Raw genomic sequence first — 25,137 nt, forward strand, 5'->3', positions numbered from 1 at the left:
AATTATAAAGGAGATGTTTTTAGAATGGCGAAAAAAGGACACATCCACATGGAAAACGGCGAAATCATTGAATTCGAACTTTTCCCGAACGAAGCACCAAACACAGCTGCAAACTTTGAAGAGCTTGCAAACTCAGGCTTTTACAATGACGTAACATTCCACCGCGTAATTCCCGGCTTCGTAAGCCAAGGCGGCGACCCAACCGGCACTGGTGCTGGCGGCAGCGGCAAAACAATCAAATGCGAAACTGAAGGCAACCCGCATAAGCACCAAGCAGGAAGCTTATCGATGGCGCATGCCGGCAAAGACACTGGCTCAAGCCAATTCTTTATCGTTCATGCACCACAGCCGCACCTTGATGGCGTTCACACTGTCTTTGGACAAGTGACTTCAGGACTTGAAACTGCCAAAGCAATGAGCAACGGCGACAAAATGACTAAAGTTCACGTTTTTGACGAAGAATAAGCCTTATAAGCTTAACCGGCCTGGATCCTTGATCCAGGCCGTTTTTTTGGTTATTTTCTTTCAGAAACTAAGCTTTATTAAGTATACTCTGTCACTTTACTGCGCAATTCAAGTACAGAGTAAACTGGGCTTTTAAAAGAGAAAACAATTGTTAGAAAATTGAATCAAATTAGTGATATTACATCAAATTAGTGATATATTAAGCGTGAGAGATTTATCAGACAGGGGGTGAGTAAAGTGAAGAAATTCAGTTTCTTACTGCTGCTTATAGCCCTGATTTTGGTCATTGCCGCGTGCACCCAGGAAAATGGACAATCTGAAGAAGAAAGTGGGAATGCTATTGAGGAAGAAACAACTGAAAATGTTGAAGGAACAATGAGCACGGAAGAACAGCCGTATATTGTCGGAATTGACACTTCGTATGCTCCATTTGAATTTCAACAAGGCGGTGAATACACAGGAATTGATATTGAATTGATCAATGCCATCGCGGAACTCCAGGGATTCGAAATTGAACTCAGTCCAATGAACTTTGATGAAATCATCCCCGCTTTGGAAGCGGGTGATTTGGACATTGCGATTGCAGGCATGAGCATTACCGAGGAACGGCAAGAAGTTGTTGAGTTTTCTGAGCCTTACTTTGATGCCGGATTGGCTCTTGCAGTAGCCGTGGACAATGCCGATATTGATTCAGTAGAAGATTTGGAAGAAAAAATTGTAGGTGTAAAAAACGGCACTACTGGATCCAAGTTTCTTCATGACAATAGTGAGGAATTCGGCTATAGAATCTCCAGCTTCGATGAAAGCCCAACCATGTTTGCGGAAATGGAGAATGGTCATTTAGATGCCATCGTGGAGGATTATCCGGTAGTAGCTTATGCAATGAGCACTAAAGATTTGGAGATTAAAATTGTAGAAGAGCGGTTGACTGATGAACAATATGGCATTGCGGTATTAAAAGATGAAAATGAAGAGTTGCTTGAACAAATCAATGCAGGCCTTCAGGAATTGCGCGATAGCGGACAATACGAAGAAATTCTCAACAAGTATTACATCCCGTAAACCGTGCGCATTCTGAAAGTCTACATGAAACCGGCCTGGATCAGAATCCAGGCCGGTTTCACTTGCCGTTTTAAGGTTGGTTAAGCCGCTGATTTTGAAATACGATCCGTTGAGTGTGAAATACGGTCCGCAACAGGACAAATACGATTCATAACAAGCTAAATACGATCTGTTGCTTCTAATTTACGATTCTACCGGTAAAACACCACAAAAAAATACGCCCGCAGGCGCATTTTTTACAACACTTTGCTTAAAAACGCTTTGGTCCGCTCATGCTGCGGATTGCCGAACAATTCCTTTGGCACGTTTTCTTCCACGATATAACCGCCATCGATAAACAGTACGCGATCACCCATTTCAGCGGCAAATCCCATCTCATGCGTCACAACGACCATCGTCATTCCTTCACGCGCTAATTGCTTCATAACATCCAGTACATCCCCTACCATCTCCGGATCAAGCGCAGAAGTTGGTTCATCAAAAAGCATAATTTTCGGATCCATTGCGAGTGCGCGGGCAATGGCAACGCGCTGTTTCTGGCCGCCGGACAGCTCGCCCGGATAAGCCTTCGCTTTCTCGCGCAATCCGACTTTATCCAGTAATTCGTAAGCCTTTTGCTCACTGGCTTTTCTGTCGCTTTTCTTTACTTTCATTGGTGCCAAAACAACATTTTCCAGCACCGATTTATGAGGAAACAAATTAAACTGCTGAAATACCATGCCGACGTCCTGACGAATTTGATTAATATCTACTTTTGGATCTGTAATGTCTACGTTTTCGATATAAACATGTCCACCCGTAATTTCTTCCAGCCGGTTCAAGCAGCGAAGAAATGTGCTTTTCCCTGAACCTGATGGCCCAATCACACAAATGACTTCTTTTTCTTCCACCACAGTGCTCATATCTTTAATGACTTCCAGATTGCCGAATGATTTTTTTAAATTCTCTACTCTGATCATAGTCATCGTAAGACAAACTTCCTTTCTACAAAGCTCGCCAGCATGGAGAGCAAGTATATGATGACGAAGTAAATAATTCCCAGAATCAAGTACACATTAAAGGCATCAAATGTTGCACTGGCCTGAATTCGGCCTTCCTGCGTCAAATCTGCAACCCCAATAACCGATAACAGGGACGTATCCTTTAATGAAATAATCGCCTGGTTGGTAATGGTTGGCAGCATCCGTCTGAATGCCTGCGGCAAAATGACATAGCGCATGTTCTGTGTTGAATTCAAGCCCAGAGAACGTGCCGCTTCTGTTTGCCCTTTATCAATTGACTGAATGCCTGCACGGATAATTTCCGAGAAATAGGCACCCGCGTTAATGGCCACTGTGACGATCCCAGCAGTAGTACTATCCAAAGATATAAAGTCAAGCGAGTTCAAACCGAAATAGATAAAGAAGAGCTGAACGATAAACGGCGTCCCTCGTATAGCATCAACAAAGATTTTGGCAATCCAGTTCAAAATTTTCAATGGTGCCAATCTGAAAAGTGCCACAACCAAGCCGATTAGAAATCCGAAGACGATGGCAATAGCAAAAATATACAGTGTGACTTGCAGCCCTTCCATTAAGTACGGAAAAGCATTAACAATTGTATCCATACACCTATCCCCTTTACATAAAAAAATGCAGCGCACCCCTGCGCGCTGCATTCATTTTTTATTCCGCGATATACTTCGCTAGAATTTCATCATATTCTCCACTGTCCCGCAATTCCTGAAGGCCTGCATTGATCTGTTCAAGCAGCTCTGCGTTTTCACCTTTCAATACCGCAATTCCGTATTGATCTCCAGTTAATCGATCACCAACAGTTTTCAAAGAAAGTTCACTTTCAGCAATTGCATAGGCAATAACCGGATAATCTTCCAGAAGAACATCGGCATTGCCGTTTGAAACTTCCTGGAACATCGATGGGCTATCTTCGAATTGTGAAACCGTATAGCCATATTCATCTTCGTTGTCACGAGCAAATTGTGCACCCGTTGTCCCGCTCTTAACAGCTACAGTTTTTCCTTCAAGATCTTCCAAAGCCATGATGTCCGTATTGTCCTCAGCAACAACTAAAGACAATCCTGCATCAAAGTACGGATCTGAAAAATCAACTACTGCTTGGCGTTCTTCTGTAATACTCATTCCCGCAATGGCAACATCCAATTGGTCTGCTTGCAGTGCCGGGATGATTCCGCCAAAGTCCATCGGGTTGAATTCAATTGTAAAGCCCTGATTTTCAGCAATAGCGTTAATCAAGTCAATGTCGATTCCTGTGTATTCGCCATCCACTTCAAATTCGAAAGGCGGATAGGTGGTATCGATACCCACTGTATACGTTTCTCCTTCGCTGCCGCCACCTTCGCTTGTCGTACCTTCTTCGCTTTCATCAGATCCACATGCAGCGAGCACGAGCATCATTGCAATCAATAGTGCTAATAGACTCCATTTTTTCATTAGTAGTTCCCCCTTGTTTTCTTTCATCGGTCTTTCTGAATATTAATATATCACAATCTTCTCAATTTCAGAACCTTTGATAGAAAATAACCAACATTCAGCAAAAATAAATGAGGACTATATAACCTCTTTATTGTTGGCAACTTCTCTTTTTTTCCGCAAGCGGTTAAACAGCCGGAAATTATGAACAAGAGTCTTCACAACTGCGTATGTGGGGATGGCAATCAGAATACCGACAAATCCGTACAAAGCTCCTGCAATCATCAGCAGTAGAATAATGGTCAACGGATGGATATTCAAGCGGTTGCTCATGATATTTGGGGTAACCAAATTCCCCTCAAGCTGCTGTACGACCAGCAAAACCAAAATAACTTTTAGCGCCATCCACATGTCGCCGCTCATGAGGGCAACAAACAACGCCGGAATAATACCAATCAGTGGACCTAAAAACGGCACAATGATCAAGAACATCGCAAAAATGGCTAAACTAAGGGCATAATCCAATCCAATAATCAAATAGCCTATATACATTAAGGTTCCCACTACAACAGCAACAATGGCTTGTCCCACGATGAACGCAGACAAAGTACGATCAACATCTTTTAATAGCTTTTCCCCTTCAAGCTTATGCTCTTCCGGCAAATACTTTATTAGATGCGGAACGAATTTCTCATCGTCTTTCAATAAGAAGAAGAGAACGAAAGGTACAACGATCAGGACAATAGCAATGTTCATAACCATCGTTAAAATATTCATGACGTTGCTCAGCAAGCCTTCTGAAAGATTTTCCAGGTAGTCCACAGCCCATGCTTTTATTTCAGGGCCCGTGACCCCACCCAATTGAAAACCGGACAGCATATCGTTCGATTCCTCGGTCACTTCTTCCACTGTTGAAGGCGCAAGATTTGCCAAACTTTCGACTTGCTCCGAGATGACCGGTCCAAAGAAATAAAGCAGAATGGATAAGCTTAAGATAATGGCAGTAAAGACAATTCCAATCCCGGCAATTTTAGACATGTAACGCATCAGCAATCGCACAAATGGACGCAATAGATAATAGAGTAACCCTCCGATTAGAACCGGAGCAAAAATAGTAGCGATGATGATTTGTAAGGGTTCAAAAACATAATCAATCTTTCCCAAGAAAAACAAAGTGACTGCAACGAGTAAAATCGCGGTCGTGTATTCGAAAAACGGTTTTTTAATCCACATAGTGACTCCTCCTTCCCTGCTAGAACAGGTATTTTTTGCACATAAAAAAGCGAAAGCAAAAAGAAACTTTGCTTTCGCTTTTTCCAATGCTTTTATTTATCTTCTTCAAGTTCGCGCATTTCTTTATGAGTTTGCGGGAATGCATTGGCCTGCCATTCTTCACGGTAAGCAGAATCCAATTGAGACAAGCCCTGTTCCGTAGAATCTTCTAAAACGCTAACACTTTCACGTTCATCTACTTTCGAGCTGTTGCGCATATCCGTGTCTTCTACTACACTTACAGTATTTTTTGCCTGATACGCTTTAAAAACAAAAATTGCAGAGGCTGCTGCAAGTGAGCTGCCAATCAGTGTATTCATTGTTGATTTTTTCATTTTAAGTCCCTCCAAAAATACGTGTTTTTTTTCACTTCTACTTGTATACCCTATATATGATTTTTTAACTAGTCCAGTGGAATTTTTTTATTCCTTCAAGATTCCAGTTGCTGCAAAGCCTTTTCTTCTGCCGGAATTCGTACGAGCAAAAGCAGAAGAGCATTGGCAATACTGAAAATCAAAGCTGTTCTCCATGCACCGAAAATAAGCGGCAATGCAGCGATCTCCATGGCAACGACGAGATAATTAGGGTGCGGCAGCCAGCGATATGGGCCCTTCTTCACTAAATCCGCTCCAGGCAGAATGAGTATTTTCGTGTTCCAAAAACGGCCCAGAGACGTTAAAGCCCAGAAGCGAAGCAGCTGTGCGATGGCAAAAATCACTAAAAAGATCTGCCAGCCGGTCCCCAGCCCGGTGCCAGACACCCAAGTTTCGATGATGAGTGAAACGAAGAAAAGCACATGGAGCAGGACGATCCATTTATAATGTTCAGCGCCAAATTCGATGGCACCTTGTTTTCTCATAGCTTTTTCGTTAAATCGCGCATACACCACTTCCAACAGCCGTTGCAAAACGACAAAACCGATTAATAGATAAAAGAAGGTCATCGCACCGACTCTCCCCATTCAAGCCATAGCATCTCTGAACTGAATCCGGGTCCCAAGGCGGTAAGCAAGCCTTCTTCTCCCTGTGTAGGTTTCGTTTCCATAAAGTCTTTCAGCACATAAAGCACAGTAGGAGAAGACATATTGCCATACTTAGCAAGCACTGCTCTTGAAATATCCGTCTTGTCCGTTGTCAGGCCAAGCGATTTTTCGTATGCTGTCAATACTTTTTTGCCGCCTGGATGTGCAATGAAATGGGTGATATCTGATGAAGATTTTGAAATCTTTTCTAAAAACAGATCTACATTGGGTTTGAGCCATTTTTCAATGATTTTTGGAATATCACGCGAAAAAACGACGTGAAGCCCCTCATCTTTAACGTCCCAGCCCATAACATCTTCAGAGTCCCGCATTAACGTTGATTGTGACTCTTTAATATGGAATCCTTCACCCGGCAAGCTTACTTTGTCTCCTGTCACCAAAGCACAGGCAGCACCGTCCGCAAACAGGGAAGTTCCGATCAAATTGCTTTTTGAGCGATCGGAGCGCTGAAAAGTTAAACTGCAAAGTTCCAGGCAAAGAACCACTACCACGGCTTCCGGATAAGCCCGGCAATAATCGTCAGCACGGCTGAGGCCTGATGCTCCCCCTGCGCAACCGAGCCCCCATAAAGGAATGCGTTTTACATGCTGAGGCATCTGCAGGACATTCATGATCCGGGCATCGATCGTTGGTGTAGACATCCCGGAACTCGACACAAAGATAAAAGCATCTACATCCTCTTTGTCCACCTTCGCCTCTTCCAAACACCGGGCCACAGCGCGGCTTCCCATTTTCACAGCTTCTTCCACATAAAGCATGTTCTTTTCTTCCAGTCCCCGCTCTTCTTCAAACCAATCCAAAGGAGCAGCAAAATAGCGGCCTTCAATCTGGCCGTTTCCAAACACCTTTAAGAGCCTTTCGATGTCATTATAGTCGCCTCCGAACAAACTTCGGACCACACCGACAATTTCTTTTTGGTCTACGTGATATGGTGCATTTTCTGTTACTACTTTTCGAATCATTGCCATCCACATTTCCTCCTCTAAATCGTAACTTCCAAACTATATTTCTTATGCAGCAGACCACCCCTAACCTTCTGTGCTGCAAGCACTGTGTCAGCTGTCAAGGATATTCTAAAACCACTGGGTTGAGCTTCTCAATAAACTTATGCATCCGAACCTTGTATACTGAAAGGAGAAGACTAGGAGGAAGCATATGTCGCTGAACCAACAGAAACTCGGATGGCAATTAGCCAGCTACACAGATTTTTTAAAAGCTTTACAGGAAAAACAGCAGCTACTCACTCCCGTTGCCCACCGCGGCCTGTGGAATCCTGCTCCTGAGAACTCGCTTCCTGCTGTTCAGCATTGCATTGACCATCATATTTATTTAATCGAACTGGACATGCAGGTGACTAAAGACGGCCATATCGTTCTCATGCATGATACGACAGTTGACCGAACGACGAACGGCTCCGGAGAAGTAGATGAATTGACTTTATCGGAAATAAAACAATTGTCATTAAAAGAATTGACTGGCGGTCCCAACGCCAAAAACACAAATGAAAAAGTGCCTACTCTTTTGGAAGTACTGCCGATGATTAAAGGAAAAGCCATGATCAATGCAGATAAGGCATGGAAATTGCGGCATGAACTTTATGAACTCGTTGAGCAGCATGACCTGTTTGATCATTTCCTGCTAAAAAGTGACAGGCCCGTTAAGCAATTAGCCGCTTTTTTTGATTCAAATCCACGGAACATGCCTTATATGCACAAGCTGAGCGACAACAACCTTCACCAACTCGACCTGTTGCTGGAGACCATCTCTCCAACGGCAATCGAACTTCTTTTTTACACAGAAGATGACGAAGTCCTTTCGGATGCTGTCATTGCCAAACTCAAAGGCCATACGAACTTATGGGGCAACGCGCTTGATTTTGCTGAAAATGCCCGCCACTCGGACTCTTTGTCCCTACTTGATCCTGATAAAGGTTGGGGCTGGTTTATAGATCGCGGCATCAGCCTCGTTCAAACCAATTATCCCTTGCAATTCATGGCTTACGCAGAAAAGAAGATGAAGATAAACGAACCCGGCTGATGGTTAAGCCGGGTTTACCGCTTGTAATAAGCTCTTCACCTTTTTTCCAACCAAGCTTGCTGACGCCGGATTCTGTCCGGTAACCAAGCGTCCGGATTCAATCACACAAGCGGTGAATGGCAGCTGAGCTATTTGAAATAAGGTACCCTGGTTTCTCAGTGCCTGCTCCAATGAAAACGGAATATCACTGTACATCCCCATCATTTTTTCCTCCAAATCTGAAAATCCCGTCACAACATGCCCTGCCAACAGGTTTCGGCCATTGGATAAATGAATGTTCTGCAAAGCGCTCTGCCCGTGGCAAACGGCTGCCACCACACCACCCCTTTCATATATGGAAGCCGTCAGTTGCTGCAAACCTGGATGATTTGGAAAATCGATCATTGCACCATGGCCTCCTGCAAAAAATATCGCGGAATAGTCCCAGCTTTCGACCTGCTCCGGTGTCAGTGGTCTTTTCAATTTGTCCATCAATCCGTCATCCAAATAATACTGGCGGGTTTGCTTATGGACCACCGCTTCCATCAAACTTAACGGATCAATCGGAATTCGGGCAGGGGCAGCGCTGATAATATCCACTTTGAAATCATCCTTGATTTCATGATAGAAATCGGTCAATTCCCTCAGCCAAAGCCCCGTTTTTCTGTCTCTGACTCCAATGTAGGCTGCGTTCGTCGCGACAATCAAGATTTTTTTCATGACAATCTCCTTTCGCCTTAATTTAGCGTATTTCCTCTTTTATTCCCTGTCCTTCCTAAAACTACTCTCCAGCTATTTTTTAATCATTATTTTATTTTATATAACATTTTATTGTTACTATTTACTTTTCAATGTGGTAAAATAAGATCAAATAGGGAGGGATAGATATGAAGACTTTATTGTCTTTATTAGCTGCTGTCATCCTCGTGCTCAGTTCGTTTTCGTCTCCCGCCAAAGCGATTGTTTTGTTTGATGACGTATTTGCCAATCATCCGTTCGCTTTTGAAATCGCTTACCTGTATGAAGAAGGGATCATCAATGGTTATCCTGATGGAACCTTCAGACCAAACGATCCTGTTACCCGGGCTCATGCTGTCGCCATGATCGGACGTGCCTTGAATCTGGATGACACATCACGCTCCACCGGCTTTAGGGACGTACCTGCGAGCCATCCTTTTTCCGGTTATATTGCTTCTGCTGTTGAAGAAGAGATCGTTGTTGGGTTCCCGAACAATTATTTCCGACCTGATTGGACGGTCACCCGTGCTCAGACAGTCACTATACTGGATAGAGCCTTCTATTTCCCTGAAGCACCAGACAATAATTTCCGCGACATGAGGGAAAATCATTTTGCGTTTGATGCTGTCTCAAGACTTGCATACCAAGGTGTCGCGCGCGGTTATCCGGACAACACTTTCCGCCCCGATATCCCTGTGACACGCGCTCAGTTTTCTGCGTTTCTGGCCCGTGCAATCGAGCCGTCTTTCATTCCTGAAAAACAGGAATTACTGATGACAGCCAATGAAATTCTGGCGGATTTGCAAGCTGAAGATTTTGGTGATGTGGCGGCCTTTGTCAGCTCTTCGGATGGATTGACCTTCTGCCCTTACAGCGGTGGCTGTATTGATAATGGCGGGGTCACTTTTACCAAAGCTCAGCTGCCAGGCTTTATGAACAACCCCAATGATTATTTATGGGGCTATCAGGATGGCAGCGGTTTTGAAATCAATTTGACACCTGCTGAGTATTACAATGCTTACTTGATGGATACGGATGCGACCTATACTGCCAAAGAACGCTATGGGCGAACTATCCAGCCAACTACGCATGAGTTTATTCACCGCCTGTATCCCGAAGCGACCATTGTTGAGTTCTATTTCCCTGGCACAGCTCAGTATGACCAAATGGACTGGCAAAGCCTGAACATGGTATTCGAGAAAAACAGCAACGGTGACTGGGTGCTAGTGGCGATTGTTAATGATCGCTGGACTGTCTAACTCAGAAAAAAGACCCGGCATTTTAGTTGCCGGGTCTTTCTTTGTCTTCCTTTATTTTTTTCAAAAGTGCTGTTAAAGCCTCTTCAAACTTCTCGTTGTCTTCGGCTCGCCTTTTTTTCGGTCCCTTCATCCTGCCTCCGCCTTGACGGATTTTTTTGGCAACGTGTCGGCCGTGGAGCAATTGTTCAATGTTTTCATCAGAGTAGACGCGGCCGTTCTGGTCAATCGGAATGCCGCGCTTGGCAAGAACCATTGCCGCCAGTCCATAATCCTGGGTAACAACAATATCTCCGTTTGCCACCCGGTTGACCAGGACAAAGTCAACGGCATCCGCTCCTTTTGACACAGTAATCGTTTCCGCCCCTTCCCGATGCATTTCATGGGAAGTATCGCAAATCAAAATGACCGGCAAGCGGTAAGCTTTAGCCAAATCGATGGTTTGTCCGACCACCGGACAGCCATCTGCATCAATAAGAATTTTAACCATTACTCGTTCGCCCCTTTCGCCATTCTATCCACCAATTTCTCGGCTGCTCTCCGGTAAAGATTGCTGGTATGCACCAGTGACGCAATGAGCAATACCTGTTCCAGCTCCTCTGCGTCCTCGTCATCCGCTGTTTGTTTGGAAGCTTCTGCCACTTGTTGATCCAGTGCATCCGCGAAAATCTCCGTATTGCCTTGCTGAAGCTTTAGATAACTTTGGTAAAACCGCTCCAGGTCCAGCTCTTTTTGTGCTGCCTTTTCATTAATGCCATTCAATACCAACTTGACGTCATTGATCGATAACGCACTTTTCATCTGGTAAATCAAACTGATCAGCATAATGTGGTTGCGGCTGTACTTTTTATTTTGAACTGGATAAAACAGTTTTCCTTTTGCGTAATTGTTGATCATGGTTTTGGTAAGTATTTTTTCGTCTGGATGCCGTTTCGATTCGGAAAAATTGGATTCGAATAGTTGAATAACCTGGTCAATATACAGGTCGATCTTCGGAATATCTTCCGGCAAAACCTGATTATGAAAAGCCATCTCCTGGATGATGCTATTTGCTTTTTCCATATACATTCACACTCCCTCAGCCGTTTCATACTCGTTATTTTACATCACCATCAAGTTTTCTCCAAACTTGACTCTGTTTAGCGATGCGAGTATCGTTATATGTAGTTTCAATAACTACATATAACAAGGAGCTGTTTCACATGAACGCATATATCCGAGAACCCTTTAACGCCTTATCCCATTTGGCAGGTGCTGTATTGTCACTGGCCGCACTTTTAGCGATGGTCATCAAAGCGGCCTATGCCAATGAACCTTTCTTGCACGTTGCCGCAGTTGCCATTTTTGGCATCAGCCTCATTTTGCTGTATACAGCTTCGACGATTTACCATTCGGCTCTTTCACAACCTTACATTATTGCATTCTTGCGGAAACTGGATCACTCGATGATTTTCGCTTTAATTGCAGGCTCATACGCACCCTTTTGCCTGATTGCTCTTGGCGGAACACTCGGCTGGACACTATTTTCGCTTGTCGCCATTTTGGGACTGAGCGGCATCTTCTTTAAGATGGTCTGGTTTCATTCCCCGAGATGGCTGTCGACTGCCATCTATATCGCCATGGGCTGGATCATTATTTTCGCTGTCGTGCCGCTTTCAGACAGCATGTCACTAACCGGCTTGCTGCTGCTTGTCGCAGGTGGAGTTTCCTATACAGTGGGCGGGATCATTTATGGATTAAAACCCGATTTCCTCTCTTCCAAGTATTTAGGCTTCCATGAAATTTTCCACCTCTTCATCCTGTTCGGCAGCCTCTGCCATTTCTTAGCCGTTTATTTTTATGTGCTGTAACAAGAAAAGCGGAAGCGCCCGTGTAGATTCGACGGGCATAAGACGCTCCGGCGAAGCGGCGTGTTTTCAGCCGCACAGCTGGGTTGGCTTATGACCCAAAGAGCTGGCTGCTGGAGTCTGGACACAGAAAAGCGGAAGCGCCCCGTGTAGATTCGACGGGCATAATGATATGATAGGAGCTAACTTATCTGAAAGGGGCATATCTATGAAAAATTTAGATTCTAATCAAACTGAAATGGCAGAAATTTTATACAGTGCCTATCAAAACGGACACACCATAGCTAAAGATCAGATACCAGCTGCGTTAGAGAAGAACCCCGCATACGCAATACAGCACGCTGTTACCGCAAACAAAACAAGCAAGGGCCAGGAAGAGTTGAAGGGCTATAAAATCAGCTTAACAAGCAAAGAGACCCAGAATCTTTTTCAATCAGAAACCCCGCTGTATGGGGCTCTCACCACATCTGCTTTATCGAATGGCGTCATCGAACTTGATTCGTTATCTTCTCCTTTAATCGAAATCGAATTGATTTTTATCGCCAAGGAAGATTTGTCTGCGGCTGACGATGTTCATGCGTTGCTAGAAAAAACCCAAGTCGCTCCAGGCATTGAAGTTCCGGATTCCCGCTTTGACGACTGGTTTCCTAAAATCACACTCGGACAAGTGATCGCCGACAGTGCAGTGGCTGGAAAGATCATTACGGGCCTGCCGCAGGACAATATCGTATACAGCCAACTGGAAAATTTGGCCGGCACATTGACATTGGACGGCAAAGAAATTGCTGCAGGTAGTTCCTCTGAAGTGCTGGATCATCCCATCCATGCAGTTAAGTGGCTCGCCAATGAACTAGCTGAGCACGGATTGGCTATCAAAAAAGGCATGGCCATTTCATCCGGCACTTTCATTTTGCCAAAACCTCTTGAAAAAGGACTTTACGAAGCCAGTTACGGGGAGCTTGGCTCGGTAACCTTGACCGTCGAATAACAAAAGTGGTGCACAATTTTCTTTGTGCACCACTTGAGCTTGTAGACAAAAGAGTATTTATGAAATTCAAAGAATGAATATTCATTTTAGCTTGTTTATACGGGATACTGCGCTCCAGGCGGACGCTTTCCGCGGGCTTGCGCCGAACTAACTCGGACTTGGGTCCGAGTGGATTTCGGCACTTCGCTATCCCGCAGGAGTCGCCGCCCTGCGCTCCGGATCCTGCAGTGAGGTGATGATCAGGCTTGTCGAAATCAGTGTCATGGAGAAACTGGCGAACAGGCTTCTCTCTTTAATTAAAGCCGCATGCTCCCAACCGGGCTGGCCACGAGACTCCTGTGGCACAGCGAGAGCTGAAGACCCCGCAGGAACGCAGTGACGAGGAGGCTGAAGCTGAGCCCACGGAAAGCGAAGTGGCCGGACCGGTTGGGATGATACACTACTATTCATTTCGGTTAGATTTTGTCTACAGTCTGAAGTGGTGCACAATTTTCTTTGTGCACCACTTTTTCTATATTGCTATTCTTTAATGGGAAGAACGCTGTTCCTTGGGCATCATCCACATATAGTAAAAGACAATGAGGATGACAAAAATGCCAAGCATCAAATACAGATTCGAATAACCGGCGATTCCTGCAAGGACTCCGAGTGAGACTGAACCTACCGCAATCCCGCTGTCGTATAAAGCAAAAAAGGTTCCTGTGGCATAGCCGCTGCGATGCTTATCAGCCGCTTGAATGGCCAGGGTTTGGAAGCTCGGGAGCAAGGTCCCGTAGCCAAGACCCACCAGTGCACCTGAAGCCAGCAGCATCCACGAAGATTCCGTAAAACTCAACGATATTAATCCCACTCCGAAAATAATTATGGAAGGAATGATGACCACGCTCGGACCTACGGCGTCAAACAATCTCCCGGTAAGCGGCCGCACAACAAGCATAGCGATCGCATATACCACAAAGAAAAAGCTCGCTGCTTTGATGAGTCCAAGCGATTCGGCATAGACGGAAATAAACGTCAGGATGCTGGCATAAGCAAACGAAATGAAAAAGCCGACACTGGCAATCGGCAACGATTTTTTCTCCAAAAAATCGTTAATCGTCAGTTTATGCTTGCCACTTTTCACAACGGGCTCTTCTTCCACTTTAACACCTAAGGCACATAGGAAACCGATCACCATAATAACGGCGAGTACAATAAAAACAATTTGCGCCGGCATATAAAGCTGAAGCGTTAACGCAATAAACGGCCCTGCAACTACTGCCAGATTCATGGCAATGCCATAGTAGCCCAAGCCTTCTCCGCGCCGCTCTGGCGGAATGATGTCCGCTGCGATGGCACCAGCTACGGTCGTGACCAAACTAAACCAGATGCCCTGGAAAAAACGCAGCAGCAAAAGCACTGCAAAACTTCCGACAAACACATAAAACACGGTACTGACGGTAAACAAGAAGAGCGCAATAATCAGGATTTTTTTCTTCCCGAACTTCTCCAAAATCATGCCCGCAAAAAAACGCATGATGATGGCAGACAGCAGGAAGATCGAAACCGCCACTCCACCTTCAGCAGCAGTACCGCCTAAATCGTTCAAGACATACAGCGGCATAAACGTCAGCAGCGCATAAAAAACCACAAAAATAAAAAAAGTACTGATTGAGATATTAATAAAACTTTTTGTCCAAATTGGTCTTTTTTCAGCCATTCCTTACATCCTTTTCTTCAGAACCCGTTATTCCTATTTTTTTCAGCAACACAAGCAACTGTTCTTTTTCTTCATCCGTCAAACTGGAAACCAGGCTGGCTTCTGTCTGCCGAATCCGCTCTTCAATATCCGGCAGTTTTTGTTCAGCAAAAGAGGAAAGCTGAACGATCCGTTCACGCTTGTCTTTTCCTTCACGGCGAGCGATCCACCCGCTTTTCTCGAGGCGGACAATTGTCCTTGTCACAGTCGGTGCCTCGACATTTAAATACTGCCAGATTTCTTTCTGTGTCATCGAACCAAATTGATTGAGGCAAAATAATATAGACCACTGGGAACTGTATAAATCAAATTCCTTAAGAGCTTCGTTTACTTCCTTGATGGATAAACGGGATTTTTGATGGATCTCGTGAAACAGCAGGTTTCTCATGCTTTTCATCCTCGCATTTTATTTACTTAGGTAAGTATATGGCTATTTAATTTCTTTGTAAAGAAAAGCATTTCGACTCTCAAAAAAGCCATTTCCATCTGGAAACGGCTTTTCTGCTGGTATTAAATTAGAAATCCTTGTTTTTTTGCATCGAACAACAGTTCTTCGCGGAATTTTGGGTGTGCGATTGCTGCCAAGCGCTTGGCGCGCTCTGAAATAGATACGCCATGCAACCGGGCAACTCCATATTCAGTGACAATATTGTCCACGTCATTTTTGCCGGTGGTCACCACTGATCCTGGAGTCAGGTTCAATTTGATACGCGACAAGCTATCGTCTTTCGCAGTCGATGGCATGCAAATATAGCCTTTGCCATTTTCTGCGAACCGGACACCGCGTGCGAAATCAACTTGTCCGCCGCTTGATGAATAATATTTGCCGCCAACCGTCTCGGATGCACATTGGCCGAACAAATCCACTTCGGTTGTCGAGTTGATAGAGACAATATTCTTTTCTTTAGCAATTTCCCTTGGATCGTTGACGACGCTCACCGGCTGAAATTCAACGGCCGGGTTGTTATTGATAAAGTTGTACAGATTTTTAGACCCAAAAGCGAAAGTTGCAACAATTTTTCCAGGATTCGTAAACTTCCGTGTTCCATCTACTGCGCCGGCAGCTACCAGGTTTGCGACGCCGTCCGGCAGCATCTCGGTATGGATTCCTAGATGGCGGTGGTCTTTTAACATGCTGATAACAGCATTGGGAACAGCACCGATTCCAATCTGCAACGTATCGCCATCTTGAATATCCTGAATGATCGAAGAAGCAATCAGCAGATCCTTATCGCTGGCTTCGAGGACTCGCTCTTCTGATAGAGCGGCATGATGATGCACATATCCTGAAATTTGGCTGACATGAATTTGATTTCGCCCGAATGTCCGCGGCATCTGGTCATTTACTTCCAAAATGAACGGCACTTTCCCAATGAAATCAGCAATATAATCGGCCTGCGTGCCCAATGTAAAATAACCGTGTTCATCCATGGGCGAAGCCACTGTCAAAATCATCGACATCTTAGTGACTTTTTGAAGCATGCGCGGCATTTCATGAAAATTGTTTGGAACGAGATCCATCTTAGCCTGCTGGTAAACTTTTCGCGTAGCCCCGCTCAAAAAATACGAAACATGCTTTAACTGCTCTATTTCGCCCTGTATGTAAGAACGTGAACGCAATGCCAGCATTTGATGGACTTTCACCCCGTCCAATTGCTCGGCGTTTTCTTCCAATATATCCAGAAGGCGAATCGGTTCCCCATTGGCAATCGGGATGATCAGATCCGCTTTCGAATCGATTAGCTCTATAACTTCTTGTGGCGTTAATTCTTTCCCCATTTTATGTCCTCCCCTTGTGTGCTGTTATGCTACAACTTTATCATATATTGTGCAGACCCCATTATTTCCGAAATTTATGCACTATTCGGCGTTTTTAGTCCAAATAAAAAAAACCGTCAGTTTTTCTGACGGTTACGATTTTTTAAAGCAAAAACAACACCGGCCAAGCCGAATAATGCCATCAGTGCCCATAAGATTACTAAAATAATGGAGCCTATTCCATCAGACCCCTCTAATACAGCAACGAGCTGTAAAGTGAAGAAAGCCAGGCTGATTAAAGCAATTGCACCGAAATAAAGGATTCGTGCCTTAAAACTAAAATTCTTCATGTTTTTGACTCCTTTGGTTTTCATAGTTTTCGAAGCAAAGCACTTTATCATTCTCTGCAATTTATCCCACTCTGTCTACTTTTACCTTTTAGGACAAGTCTAAACGTCGGAGACACTGCTATATTTAGCTGAATTAAAAAGTTATTCTGTTTCAGTTTAACTTGTGCAGGCTTATTTATTTGATGAGAAATTTCGTACGGCTGTAGCCCTCTTTTGATTTTTCGACTTCCAGAATAGCCGGGATTGCTGCTTTCAGTTCCTGGACATGTGAAATGACGCCAATCATCCGCCCGGATTTTTGCAGATCAATCAAGGTCTCAATCGATTTGTTGAGTGATTCTTCATCAAGCGAACCGAATCCCTCATCGATGAACATTGTATCAATCGACACATTGCCTTGGAAGCTTTGTATGACATCTGCCATTCCGAGCGCCAAACATAGCGATGCATTGAATTTTTCCCCGCCTGACATAGTTTTTACATCACGCGTCTGTCCCGTATACGCATCGTAGACATCCAATCCGAGCCCGCTTTGTTTGCCGCGCGCTTCCTGGCGGTCGCTGCGGATCAAGTGAAATTGGCCATTCGATAAATTCTTCAATCGTTCATTGGCCGATAGGATAATCTGCTCCAAATATTCGATTTGCAGATAGCGTTCAAATGAAATCTTCAAACCGTTCTGTCCACGAATCATATCATAGAGATCGGCAATCCGGTTTAAAGTTTGCTCAGCTTCAAGCGCTTTTCCAATCACCTGATGAATGCTGTCAATCAAGCCCAATCCAGCCTTTTCAAAATCCTGTGAACGATTGCGCTCTGCCAGTGCTTGCTCGTAAGCAGCTTTTAGTTCCACTAGCTCCACTTCCGCCTCGCTTAAGTCCTTGCGGCTTTGAGATGCCAGCAGCTCTTCAAGTTCGCTGACTTGCTGCAATAACGTATGGCGGGTTTGATTAAACTCCAGAACCTCTTTTTTCAAAGCAGTAAATACTGCTTCTGCCATTTTAGCCTGCTGATAAGCTTCTTCAGAATCAAATGAAGATTTTGCCAAAGCCTCCGCAAACTGCTGTTGAGCTCGTTCCCTTTTTTGTGCTATTTCTTCTGCAGTATCTTTGGCATGCTGCACAGAAACCAGGGCACTTGCCAAGCGTTCTTTCGATTGTTGAAACTGCTCCTGTGCGCTGGTCCAGCTTTGCTCCAATTGTTGTTTGCGGGAAGCAGCTTGCTGCAGCTGTTGTTTCAAAACAGTAAGCTCCCGTAGATCTTCTGGCACAGCAGCCAATTGGTTCTCAAAAACGGCTTTGGACGTTTCGTAGGAAGATTGCTGTTTCTGCACTTCTTCCGCCAATCCACGTTTATTTTGCTCTAATTGTTCAGTTTTGCGCACACAACCAGCCAATTGTTCTTTCCAGTTCCGCAACTCAAGTTTTGCCCTCTGCTGTTCTTTTATTTGTTCGGTTAACTGGCGCTTGGTTTGTTCCAGTCCATGCGACTGTTCTTCTGCCTGTTCTGGAACCAGTTCCAGGTTTATGAGTTCTTTTTCTTTGTTTTCCAATTGCTCCTGCAAAGCGAACAGTTTAGCTGACGCATTGCGATATTCTCTATCAACTGCATCAAAATCAGATTTTGCAGCTTCTACTTGTTCTTTTGACACCGCTTGTTTTTCGCTCTTCAAGCCTACTCCAGGATGATCCACGCTGCCGCAAACTGGACAGGCTTCGCCATCGTGCAATTGGGCAGCTAAAATATGCGCCTGGTTGGAAAACCATTGCGCTTCCAGCTGGCGATAAGAACCGTCGGCCTGTTCAAAAGCCATTCTTTTCGCTTCCTGACTGGTTTCTTGCTGTTGCCTTTGCTGCTTGAGCACAAGGTACTCAGCAGCTCTGCGGGATTTCTCTGTGACAACTGATAGCTCCTGCTGTGTTTCATCAGATGATTCCAGAAAGACTTCCAATTGGGCGACTTTTCCATCCAATTTTTGCTTGTCGTCTTTTTTGATGCTGTATTCTTCTTCTACTTGCTTAAAACGAGCTTCTGATTGTTGCGAAACTTTCTCAAGATGTTCCAGATTCTCTTTTTTCTGGCCTAACTCCTGAATTGCCGGGGACAGCTGTTCCAGGTAAGTGATCTTTTCACGCAGCCCGTCCCGCTCACCCTGAAGTTCCTTTTCTTCCATAAACAACTGCTCGGCAGCAAGCTTTGCTTGTTCCGACTGCTGCTGCTGATGTACCGCTGACGTAAGCACTTCTTTTTTCTCCAATTCATTGGTTTGCAATTCCTGGAACAGGCTTTCAACACCGGCAATATAACTGGCGCGTTCCGCCAACTGCAGAGCAATTTCTTTTTCTGCATACTGCGGCAGCTGCTGTTCAATCTGCTCGAGCTGCTGTTTTTTTATGTCCAGTTCGCCAAAGCGGTCATTCCACTTTTTCGCCTCATGATAAGCATTTAACTTGTTTGCATGCAGCCCATACACTGCCTGGTATTTCTGTTCATCCAAACCGATCTTTTGCTTGTAATAGACAATCTCTTTTTGAAGACCGTCAAGCACCTGGTTAATGTTCATATGCTCCCGGCCCAACACGTCAAAAAGCTCCGAATCACGTTCCGGCAAGGAAGAGGTGATTCGTTGGACATAGCTGCCCAGAACATGCTGTTCGCGCTCAAAGAGTTTGGCAGCAGCATCCTTCTTTTGCTTGAGGCGTTCACTGATCAGCTTATAAGGCTCTGTTTTAAAAATTTTCCGGAGAATCTCTTCTTTGTTGTCTGTTTCAGACGTCAGCAGCTTGCGGAATTCGCCTTGCGGCAGCATGACGATCTGGCTGAATTGGTTTTGTGTCAGACCGAGAATCTCTTCAACGCGCCGATTGATTTCCGAGACAATCTGTCGTTCGACACAAGGTTTTTCTCCTTCCGCGTTGCGCTCAAAAAACTCGTAGCGTTCGCCGGTTGCGCTTTTATTGCCTTTTTTCACATGGCCCATCTGACGAAGAATCCGGTAAATCTTGCCGTGAATTTCAAATTCCATTTCAACACAGGTGTGCATTGCATCATCTGCAAAATCACTTCTTAAAATACGTGATTCACTTCTGTCGGAACCGCTGGCTGAGCCGTACAAGGCAAAGCAGATGCCATCAAAAATGGTGGTTTTCCCTGAACCGGTACTACCCGAAATGACGAACAGCTGATTTCCCTGTAAATCAGCAAAATCGATTTCCTCGGTATTTTTATAGGGACCGAATGCGGTCATTTTCAATTTTAAAGGCCTCATGATTTCACCTCTTCTTTTCCAGCCGGCTCCTCATGCAGAAACTCCTGAAGTACATCCTCAAAAATTTTGGCTGTTTCATCTGTCGCTGTTTCACCTTTCACTTCTTCGTAAAAAGCATGGAACAAGGACAGTGAATCCATTTTCTGGCGCGAATCAGCTTTTATTTGCGTCATGCTTGCTGAAAAGTTTCTGCGTTCCACATGCATCGCGTTTGGATACACTGAGCGTATTTTTTCCATCGGAAACAATACCGGCGCATCGTCCAGCAATGTCACAAAGACAAAATCTTCACTGATTTCGTGATGCAAAATCTCAGCCATTGTGCCTTCGACCGTACGCAGATTGCGTCTCGGCGAAAACAATCGCTTTGTCACTGAAACACTGCCCTCAGCATCCATTTCAACAATGTGGAAACCTTTTTGGTGATGTTCTTCTGAGATCGAATACTTTAAAGGCGATCCTGAATAACGGATGGTTTCATTCAACACATAATGAGCTTTATGCAAGTGGCCGAGCGCTGTGTAATGAAATCCTTCGAAATGATGGGCATCCACGTGCTCCGCTCCGCCAATTGACAACGGCCGTTCAGAATCGCTGGTGTTCTCTTCCTGTTCACCGTGAGGCGTCACAAAGGCGTGCCCCACAAACACATGGCGGGCTTGAGGATCAAACCCTGACTTGATATTTTCTGTGATGGCTTTCATGGCATCATTGTGGGTCCGAATGGCATCATCTTCAAACTCATAGCGGACCATTGATGGATCTGTATAAGGCACCAGATGGAAATGGACTTCCCCAAAAGGATCAGCCAGAACAACCGCTTGGTGTTCTTTATGAACATGCCCAGCAATATGGATGTCATTCATTTTCATCAGCCGGCTGCCAAAATTCAACCTTCCGGGACTGTCATGGTTTCCTGCCACAGCCAAGACCGGTGTTTTCAATTCCAACACGATTTTCGCCAGCACCTCATCCAATAAATTGACGGCGTCAGTTGGCGGTACTGCACGGTCATAAAGGTCCCCTGCAATAATAACCGCGTCTGGCTGTTCTTCTTTTATAGCATCTATGAATTGCTCAAGCACTATCTGCTGCTCTTCTGTCATGTAAATTCCCTGTACCAGCTTGCCTAAATGCCAGTCGGCGGTATGAAAAAACTTCATCGAATTACCCCTTTCTCGACTTGCAAAAGAATATATGTTCGTTCCATTATACACGATACTGTCTGCTTGTTTAAATCGGATTTATGTTCTATAATAAGAACAAACGTTCTTATTAAAAGGAGGGTACTCATGAAAGCACAAATCCTGAAGGCTTTTAAATACCAGCAGCTTGTTGACATGATGTATATGGCCAATGATGGAAGCATCAGCAAACGCCGCATCAAAATTTTGAAGGTCCATGGAGACTCGTTCCAGGCCTATTGCTTTCTTCGCCGCAAAAAACGCACCTTTAAAATGGATAATGTGCTTTCATTGATGCCCGTTATCCATAAAGAGCGCCAGATCATTTAAGCCGATTCGCCCTTATGATACACTGAAAGAAATGGTTTTGGAGGGTGAAATGATGAGATTAACTGTTTATCTTGCTGGAGAAATCCACAGCGCCTGGCGCGAAGAAATCAAGAAAAAGTCGGCAGCTTTGGATTTGCCGATCGACTTTGTCGGACCGATGGAAATTCATGAACGCTCGGATAATATTGGCGAAGACATTCTTGGTGCACAGTCTGATGCTATCGCTAAGGACCAAGCCGCTTCCAGCTTCAACAATCTGCGCACAGGCGTCCTGATGCACAAAGCCGATTTGGTCATTGCGCTTTTTGGCGAACAGTACAAGCAATGGAACACGGCAATGGATGCCAGCACAGCCCTTGCTTTAGGCAAGCCGGTCATACTCATCCGCCCGGAGAAATTACACCATCCTTTAAAGGAATTGTCCCGCAAAGCAAACGCCACAGTCGAAACTTGCGACCAGGCCATCAAGGCTCTGGCTTATATTACCGAATAAAAACAGCGCTTCTCTCCCTCTGTCTTTAAAGGAGAGAAGCGCTGTTTTATCTTTTATAAAATAGTAGAAAAGCACAAGCTCATCTTAAAATCCAATAGATTTCTTAACATTAGCGCGTTAAACGGCCCAGGCTTCTTACAGGAACCCTATCCAACGTCCACGACGCGGAGAGCAAGAAATAGTTTTAGTTCTGACTTATACAACTATTCTGCATCAACTCCGCCAGCTTCTTCGCTTTCACTCCAATAAAAAAAGCCCCTCGGGGCTTTTTTTATTGGTACCAGCTTCCAACTATTGGATAGTCAAATTGTTCATTGTTGAGCGCTCTGATAATCCCCATAATTGGAATGATGATGCCCATCAGTCCGAATACGATCAGCATCGGAATTCCGATGATGAAAACAATCAGCAAGCTCGAGATGAAAATCAACACCCCTAAAGCCAGTTGGAACAATAGCGCCTGGATTGACAGCTTCTTCACTTCTTTGTCTTGTGAAATCAGAAACACAATCACAGGAACAAGGAACGGAGCGAAAAACGCACTGGCATGGACAAGTATTTTCAAGCCTGTATTTTCCATCATGCAACCCTCCAGTCAAATCTTTCTTATACTCTACTATACGGATGGCTGACTATAAAGTTTCATATTTTATTGGCTGATACTTAAAACAACTTTGCCGAATTGGCTGCCGGAAGCTAAATGGTCAAACGCTTCCTGTGCTTGGTCCATCGGAAATGCTTTGTCGATGACCGGCCGCATAGTAGTTGCTTCCATATGTTTCAGCATGTCTCGCAACTCTTCCCGGCTACCCATAGTTGAACCAAATAATTGGTATTGCCCGTAAAAGAATTGGCGAAGATTGAAATCGACATTGTCTTCTGTAGTAGCTCCGAAAATGACAATCCGCCCGCCTTTTTTCAAAACCTCAAGTGAGCGGTTAAAGGTTGCCCCTCCGACGCTGTCGATGACGAGGTCAATCTTCTCATCAGCCAATTCCCTCACCCAATCACTGTCAGTGGGAATGGCCCGATCGGCGCCAATCTTTTCCGCTTGCTGACGTTTTTCTTCACTGCGGGACGTGACGATCACTCTCGCTCCCACACTTTTAGCAAATTGGATCAAGAACGTTGCCACTCCGCTGCCTGCACCCGGAATAAACAAAGTATCTTCTTTTTTCAACTGCCCTTTCGTAAACAGGGAGCGATAGCCGGTTACTCCCGGCAACGCCAGACTCCCGGCTTCTTCCCAACTCAGATAACGGGGCTTCTTTTCCAATTGGCCAGCAGATATAGCAATTTTTTCAGCAAAAGTTCCGTGGTCGGGCATGCCCAAAATATCGAATTCCGGAGGGGGCGCTTCGCTGTTTGTATACCAGCGCAATGCTGGATTAATGATCACTGCATCTCCAGCAGTAAAGTCGATGACATCTTCACCCACGGACTCCACTACTCCAGCGCCATCAGATCCAATGATCAAAGCTGAAGGATTGTCTCCATAACGTTTGATCAAACCCAAATCTCTGCGATTGACGCCAGCAGCTTTCAGTGACACGACGACCTCTCCTGGTTTCGCTTTCGGCTCCTCCATATCTTTCAGTTTCAACTCACCGGATTCTATTACAAATGCCTTCAAATCCATCATCCTTCCTTAAAGTGTTCACTGAATAATTCCAATTGCGTTTTGCTGACAATGTCTTGCGAAAATAAGGGAACATAAACGAGTTTTTGATTTGGAAAAGTTTCTTCAATCTGCTGCATGTATTTTTTCTCGTGCTTTTTCCGTTCCATTAAAAATTCACCATCGGCCTCTTTTGGCAACACTTTGTTAATAATGAGCGTATTCACATGAAGATGGTAATTATGCAGCAACTCCAATGCTTTTTTTGTTTCCAAAATAGGCAGTCGTTCCGGATTCAGCACAAAGATAAATCCAGTCTTCTGTTCATCAAGCAGGAGATCCCGTGCTTTTGAAAAACGTTCCTGCCGTTCTCTTAACACATCATAAATCGGATCTTCCCGCGGTTCGCCATCATTCAGCAACTGTGTGTAATTGGCATTTGTCTTGCGGCGCTTTTCAAGAAGCCCTTCAATCCAGACTCCCATCAATTCCGGCAACGTCAAAAGCCTTATGGTGTGCCCCGTCGGAGCAGTGTCAAACACCAATTTATCGAAGTTCTGACGCTCTTCCAAAATAATGTGGATCAGCTTGTCGAATAATGCGGCTTCATCTGCACCAGGAGAGGCTTTTGCCGTATCCAGTTGGCGGTTTACTTCTTCCATCATACTGGAGTGGACGGTTCCTTTAATATTGGCTTTTACTGTTTTAATGTAATTATCTGTTTCAATTTCCGGATCAATTTCAAGCGCATAGAGATTGTCAGCGATTGCTTTCGTCTTGCCGCCAATTTTTTGATTGAAGATATCCCCTACATTATGAGCTGGATCCGTTGAGATCAACAATGTCTTATTGCCGTCTTTGGCTGATCGCCAAGCAATGGCCGCAGCTGATGTCGATTTCCCAACACCGCCTTTTCCTCCAACAAAAATGATGTTTTTTGATAATACATCCATTCTATTCCCTCATTCCTAAAGAAACTAACAGCAGCGAATGCCGGTTAACGGTGATTTATCCATGCCCATACGCAAATGCCAGTCATGGAATTCTTCAATCATGTACGGATACAATTCCAAGGTATAATAGTACACCGGATTGGGTATCCCCAGCATTTCCGAATAAAGCATCAGGAGGAATAGATCGTCTTCATCCCGAAGTTCCCGGGCAATTTCAGTGCGATGCGGCAATTCAAGGACGGCCTCATAAAAAGCGATCAACTGTTTTAATTTGTCGAACACCAACATATCAGCACCTCTTCCTTTTAAAAACGGAAGGGACCACAAAAC

The 25,137-nt window shown here is 44.7% G+C and carries 28 protein-coding genes; 8 read left to right on the top strand and 20 right to left on the bottom strand.

The features are described 5' to 3' along the window. The first annotated feature begins 24 nt into the window (after window positions 1-24). Both QOZ98_RS12605 and QOZ98_RS12610 read left to right on the top strand, forming a co-directional pair. Window positions 25-465: a peptidylprolyl isomerase gene (locus QOZ98_RS12605; protein ID WP_142827393.1), complete on the top strand. Its 441-nt coding sequence runs from the start codon at window positions 25-27 to the stop codon at window positions 463-465. A 237-nt stretch (window positions 466-702) separates the two neighbouring features. Then, window positions 703-1,527 (top strand): transporter substrate-binding domain-containing protein, encoded by an 825-nt coding sequence (locus QOZ98_RS12610; protein ID WP_308787778.1) that lies wholly within the window; start codon window positions 703-705, stop codon window positions 1,525-1,527. A gap of 236 nt (window positions 1,528-1,763) precedes the next feature. Here QOZ98_RS12610 and QOZ98_RS12615 read toward each other — a convergent pair whose 3' ends face one another. The 7 genes from QOZ98_RS12615 to QOZ98_RS12645 form a co-directional block, all read right to left on the bottom strand. Further along, window positions 1,764-2,492: an amino acid ABC transporter ATP-binding protein gene (locus tag QOZ98_RS12615; protein ID WP_308787779.1), complete on the bottom strand. Its 729-nt coding sequence runs from the start codon at window positions 2,490-2,492 to the stop codon at window positions 1,764-1,766. Next, window positions 2,489-3,133 (bottom strand): amino acid ABC transporter permease, encoded by a 645-nt coding sequence (locus QOZ98_RS12620; RefSeq protein ID WP_308787780.1) that lies wholly within the window; start codon window positions 3,131-3,133, stop codon window positions 2,489-2,491. The genes QOZ98_RS12615 and QOZ98_RS12620 overlap by 4 nt, the downstream gene beginning before the upstream one ends. Window positions 3,134-3,191: 58 nt before the next feature. Then, the gene (locus QOZ98_RS12625; protein ID WP_308787781.1) at window positions 3,192-3,977 is read right to left on the bottom strand and encodes a transporter substrate-binding domain-containing protein; all 786 of its coding nucleotides are present in this window, start codon (window positions 3,975-3,977) and stop codon (window positions 3,192-3,194) included. 117 nt (window positions 3,978-4,094) lie between these two features. Then, a complete protein-coding gene (locus QOZ98_RS12630) occupies window positions 4,095-5,189 on the bottom strand; it encodes an AI-2E family transporter (RefSeq protein WP_308787782.1) in 1,095 nt (364 codons plus the stop codon). A gap of 92 nt (window positions 5,190-5,281) precedes the next feature. Then, a complete protein-coding gene (locus QOZ98_RS12635) occupies window positions 5,282-5,563 on the bottom strand; it encodes a hypothetical protein (RefSeq protein WP_308787783.1) in 282 nt (93 codons plus the stop codon). Between the two features lie 95 nt (window positions 5,564-5,658). Further along, window positions 5,659-6,171 carry an isoprenylcysteine carboxyl methyltransferase family protein gene (locus QOZ98_RS12640; protein ID WP_308787784.1) on the bottom strand — a complete coding sequence of 171 codons (513 nt, stop codon included), beginning with the start codon at window positions 6,169-6,171 and terminating at the stop codon, window positions 5,659-5,661. Continuing rightward, entirely contained in the window at window positions 6,168-7,238 is a 1,071-nt protein-coding gene (locus QOZ98_RS12645) for a type III polyketide synthase (protein WP_308787785.1), read from the bottom strand. Before QOZ98_RS12645 ends, QOZ98_RS12640 begins: the two co-directional genes overlap by 4 nt. Window positions 7,239-7,425: 187 nt before the next feature. Between QOZ98_RS12645 and QOZ98_RS12650 the strand changes: the two genes are divergently transcribed. Further along, a complete protein-coding gene (locus QOZ98_RS12650; protein ID WP_308787786.1) occupies window positions 7,426-8,307 on the top strand; it encodes a glycerophosphodiester phosphodiesterase family protein in 882 nt (293 codons plus the stop codon). A gap of 3 nt (window positions 8,308-8,310) precedes the next feature. On the opposite strand, the gene QOZ98_RS12655 is transcribed toward QOZ98_RS12650, so the two are convergent. Next, window positions 8,311-9,006, bottom strand: coding sequence for a type 1 glutamine amidotransferase domain-containing protein (locus QOZ98_RS12655; RefSeq protein ID WP_308787787.1), 696 nt, complete (start codon window positions 9,004-9,006; stop codon window positions 8,311-8,313). A 167-nt stretch (window positions 9,007-9,173) separates the two neighbouring features. Here QOZ98_RS12655 and QOZ98_RS12660 point away from each other — a divergent pair, with 167 nt between their 5' ends. Beyond that, on the top strand, window positions 9,174-10,283 hold the full coding sequence (locus QOZ98_RS12660) for an S-layer homology domain-containing protein (protein WP_308787788.1): 1,110 nt from the start codon (window positions 9,174-9,176) through the stop codon (window positions 10,281-10,283). A 22-nt stretch (window positions 10,284-10,305) separates the two neighbouring features. On the opposite strand, the gene QOZ98_RS12665 is transcribed toward QOZ98_RS12660, so the two are convergent. Both QOZ98_RS12665 and QOZ98_RS12670 read right to left on the bottom strand, forming a co-directional pair. Further along, window positions 10,306-10,770 carry a YaiI/YqxD family protein gene (locus tag QOZ98_RS12665; protein ID WP_142827404.1) on the bottom strand — a complete coding sequence of 155 codons (465 nt, stop codon included), beginning with the start codon at window positions 10,768-10,770 and terminating at the stop codon, window positions 10,306-10,308. Next, window positions 10,770-11,342 (bottom strand): DUF1836 domain-containing protein, encoded by a 573-nt coding sequence (locus QOZ98_RS12670; RefSeq protein ID WP_308787789.1) that lies wholly within the window; start codon window positions 11,340-11,342, stop codon window positions 10,770-10,772. Before QOZ98_RS12670 ends, QOZ98_RS12665 begins: the two co-directional genes overlap by 1 nt. Before the next feature lie 140 nt (window positions 11,343-11,482). Between QOZ98_RS12670 and trhA the strand changes: the two genes are divergently transcribed. Both trhA and QOZ98_RS12680 read left to right on the top strand, forming a co-directional pair. Continuing rightward, complete coding sequence (trhA, locus tag QOZ98_RS12675) at window positions 11,483-12,130, top strand: PAQR family membrane homeostasis protein TrhA (protein WP_308787790.1); 648 nt, start codon at window positions 11,483-11,485, stop codon at window positions 12,128-12,130. A 205-nt stretch (window positions 12,131-12,335) separates the two neighbouring features. After that, window positions 12,336-13,115, top strand: a complete 780-nt coding sequence (locus QOZ98_RS12680) for a 2-keto-4-pentenoate hydratase (RefSeq protein ID WP_308787791.1) — start codon at window positions 12,336-12,338, stop codon at window positions 13,113-13,115. Window positions 13,116-13,641: 526 nt separating this feature from the next. Here the strand turns inward: QOZ98_RS12680 and QOZ98_RS12685 are convergent. From QOZ98_RS12685 to QOZ98_RS12710, 6 genes are all read right to left on the bottom strand, one after another. Then, entirely contained in the window at window positions 13,642-14,814 is a 1,173-nt protein-coding gene (locus tag QOZ98_RS12685; protein ID WP_308787792.1) for an MFS transporter, read from the bottom strand. Continuing rightward, the gene (locus tag QOZ98_RS12690) at window positions 14,807-15,250 is read right to left on the bottom strand and encodes a MarR family winged helix-turn-helix transcriptional regulator (RefSeq protein ID WP_407676712.1); all 444 of its coding nucleotides are present in this window, start codon (window positions 15,248-15,250) and stop codon (window positions 14,807-14,809) included. The genes QOZ98_RS12685 and QOZ98_RS12690 overlap by 8 nt, the downstream gene beginning before the upstream one ends. A gap of 113 nt (window positions 15,251-15,363) precedes the next feature. Next, window positions 15,364-16,632: an acetyl-CoA hydrolase/transferase family protein gene (locus QOZ98_RS12695; protein WP_308787794.1), complete on the bottom strand. Its 1,269-nt coding sequence runs from the start codon at window positions 16,630-16,632 to the stop codon at window positions 15,364-15,366. A 116-nt stretch (window positions 16,633-16,748) separates the two neighbouring features. Beyond that, window positions 16,749-16,961 carry a hypothetical protein gene (locus QOZ98_RS12700; protein ID WP_308787795.1) on the bottom strand — a complete coding sequence of 71 codons (213 nt, stop codon included), beginning with the start codon at window positions 16,959-16,961 and terminating at the stop codon, window positions 16,749-16,751. Window positions 16,962-17,136: 175 nt separating this feature from the next. Continuing rightward, window positions 17,137-20,229 (bottom strand): SMC family ATPase, encoded by a 3,093-nt coding sequence (locus QOZ98_RS12705; protein ID WP_308787796.1) that lies wholly within the window; start codon window positions 20,227-20,229, stop codon window positions 17,137-17,139. Further along, entirely contained in the window at window positions 20,226-21,392 is a 1,167-nt protein-coding gene (locus QOZ98_RS12710; protein WP_308787797.1) for an exonuclease SbcCD subunit D, read from the bottom strand. The genes QOZ98_RS12705 and QOZ98_RS12710 overlap by 4 nt, the downstream gene beginning before the upstream one ends. Window positions 21,393-21,521: 129 nt before the next feature. Here QOZ98_RS12710 and QOZ98_RS12715 point away from each other — a divergent pair, with 129 nt between their 5' ends. Together QOZ98_RS12715 and QOZ98_RS12720 are read left to right on the top strand one after the other, a co-directional pair. Continuing rightward, complete coding sequence (locus QOZ98_RS12715; protein WP_308787798.1) at window positions 21,522-21,743, top strand: transcriptional regulator; 222 nt, start codon at window positions 21,522-21,524, stop codon at window positions 21,741-21,743. A gap of 52 nt (window positions 21,744-21,795) precedes the next feature. Then, window positions 21,796-22,236 carry a YtoQ family protein gene (locus QOZ98_RS12720; protein WP_308787799.1) on the top strand — a complete coding sequence of 147 codons (441 nt, stop codon included), beginning with the start codon at window positions 21,796-21,798 and terminating at the stop codon, window positions 22,234-22,236. A 271-nt stretch (window positions 22,237-22,507) separates the two neighbouring features. Here the strand turns inward: QOZ98_RS12720 and QOZ98_RS12725 are convergent, their stop codons facing one another. The 4 genes from QOZ98_RS12725 to QOZ98_RS12740 all read right to left on the bottom strand — a co-directional run bounded on the left by QOZ98_RS12725 (window position 22,508) and on the right by QOZ98_RS12740 (window position 25,095). Further along, a complete protein-coding gene (locus QOZ98_RS12725; RefSeq protein WP_308787931.1) occupies window positions 22,508-22,816 on the bottom strand; it encodes a DUF4870 domain-containing protein in 309 nt (102 codons plus the stop codon). Window positions 22,817-22,885: 69 nt separating this feature from the next. Then, on the bottom strand, window positions 22,886-23,869 hold the full coding sequence (locus QOZ98_RS12730; protein ID WP_308787800.1) for a zinc-binding dehydrogenase: 984 nt from the start codon (window positions 23,867-23,869) through the stop codon (window positions 22,886-22,888). 5 nt (window positions 23,870-23,874) lie between these two features. Further along, a complete protein-coding gene (locus QOZ98_RS12735; protein ID WP_308787801.1) occupies window positions 23,875-24,807 on the bottom strand; it encodes an ArsA family ATPase in 933 nt (310 codons plus the stop codon). Window positions 24,808-24,831: 24 nt separating this feature from the next. After that, window positions 24,832-25,095: a cory-CC-star protein gene (locus tag QOZ98_RS12740; RefSeq protein ID WP_006829350.1), complete on the bottom strand. Its 264-nt coding sequence runs from the start codon at window positions 25,093-25,095 to the stop codon at window positions 24,832-24,834. Window positions 25,096-25,137: the final 42 nt, after the last annotated feature.

It is taken from the genome of Planomicrobium stackebrandtii (genome assembly GCF_030814955.1).
In the GTDB taxonomy this organism is placed as follows: Bacteria; Bacillota; Bacilli; order Bacillales_A; family Planococcaceae; genus Planococcus; species Planococcus stackebrandtii.

Coding starts and splice junctions, on each gene's coding strand:
- QOZ98_RS12605 (WP_142827393.1), top strand. CDS start 25: ATGGCGAAAAAAGGACACATCCACATGGAAAACGGCGAAATCATTGAA.
- QOZ98_RS12615 (WP_308787779.1), bottom strand. CDS start 2,492: ATGACTATGATCAGAGTAGAGAATTTAAAAAAATCATTCGGCAATCTG.
- QOZ98_RS12620 (WP_308787780.1), bottom strand. CDS start 3,133: ATGGATACAATTGTTAATGCTTTTCCGTACTTAATGGAAGGGCTGCAA.
- QOZ98_RS12625 (WP_308787781.1), bottom strand. CDS start 3,977: ATGAAAAAATGGAGTCTATTAGCACTATTGATTGCAATGATGCTCGTG.
- QOZ98_RS12630 (WP_308787782.1), bottom strand. CDS start 5,189: ATGTGGATTAAAAAACCGTTTTTCGAATACACGACCGCGATTTTACTC.
- QOZ98_RS12635 (WP_308787783.1), bottom strand. CDS start 5,563: ATGAAAAAATCAACAATGAATACACTGATTGGCAGCTCACTTGCAGCA.
- QOZ98_RS12640 (WP_308787784.1), bottom strand. CDS start 6,171: ATGACCTTCTTTTATCTATTAATCGGTTTTGTCGTTTTGCAACGGCTG.
- QOZ98_RS12645 (WP_308787785.1), bottom strand. CDS start 7,238: ATGGCAATGATTCGAAAAGTAGTAACAGAAAATGCACCATATCACGTA.
- QOZ98_RS12650 (WP_308787786.1), top strand. CDS start 7,426: ATGTCGCTGAACCAACAGAAACTCGGATGGCAATTAGCCAGCTACACA.
- QOZ98_RS12655 (WP_308787787.1), bottom strand. CDS start 9,006: ATGAAAAAAATCTTGATTGTCGCGACGAACGCAGCCTACATTGGAGTC.
- QOZ98_RS12660 (WP_308787788.1), top strand. CDS start 9,174: ATGAAGACTTTATTGTCTTTATTAGCTGCTGTCATCCTCGTGCTCAGT.
- QOZ98_RS12665 (WP_142827404.1), bottom strand. CDS start 10,770: ATGGTTAAAATTCTTATTGATGCAGATGGCTGTCCGGTGGTCGGACAA.
- QOZ98_RS12670 (WP_308787789.1), bottom strand. CDS start 11,342: ATGGAAAAAGCAAATAGCATCATCCAGGAGATGGCTTTTCATAATCAG.
- trhA (WP_308787790.1), top strand. CDS start 11,483: ATGAACGCATATATCCGAGAACCCTTTAACGCCTTATCCCATTTGGCA.
- QOZ98_RS12680 (WP_308787791.1), top strand. CDS start 12,336: ATGAAAAATTTAGATTCTAATCAAACTGAAATGGCAGAAATTTTATAC.
- QOZ98_RS12685 (WP_308787792.1), bottom strand. CDS start 14,814: ATGGCTGAAAAAAGACCAATTTGGACAAAAAGTTTTATTAATATCTCA.
- QOZ98_RS12690 (WP_407676712.1), bottom strand. CDS start 15,250: ATGAAAAGCATGAGAAACCTGCTGTTTCACGAGATCCATCAAAAATCC.
- QOZ98_RS12695 (WP_308787794.1), bottom strand. CDS start 16,632: ATGGGGAAAGAATTAACGCCACAAGAAGTTATAGAGCTAATCGATTCG.
- QOZ98_RS12700 (WP_308787795.1), bottom strand. CDS start 16,961: ATGAAGAATTTTAGTTTTAAGGCACGAATCCTTTATTTCGGTGCAATT.
- QOZ98_RS12705 (WP_308787796.1), bottom strand. CDS start 20,229: ATGAGGCCTTTAAAATTGAAAATGACCGCATTCGGTCCCTATAAAAAT.
- QOZ98_RS12710 (WP_308787797.1), bottom strand. CDS start 21,392: ATGAAGTTTTTTCATACCGCCGACTGGCATTTAGGCAAGCTGGTACAG.
- QOZ98_RS12715 (WP_308787798.1), top strand. CDS start 21,522: ATGAAAGCACAAATCCTGAAGGCTTTTAAATACCAGCAGCTTGTTGAC.
- QOZ98_RS12720 (WP_308787799.1), top strand. CDS start 21,796: ATGAGATTAACTGTTTATCTTGCTGGAGAAATCCACAGCGCCTGGCGC.
- QOZ98_RS12725 (WP_308787931.1), bottom strand. CDS start 22,816: ATGGAAAATACAGGCTTGAAAATACTTGTCCATGCCAGTGCGTTTTTC.
- QOZ98_RS12735 (WP_308787801.1), bottom strand. CDS start 24,807: ATGGATGTATTATCAAAAAACATCATTTTTGTTGGAGGAAAAGGCGGT.
- QOZ98_RS12740 (WP_006829350.1), bottom strand. CDS start 25,095: ATGTTGGTGTTCGACAAATTAAAACAGTTGATCGCTTTTTATGAGGCC.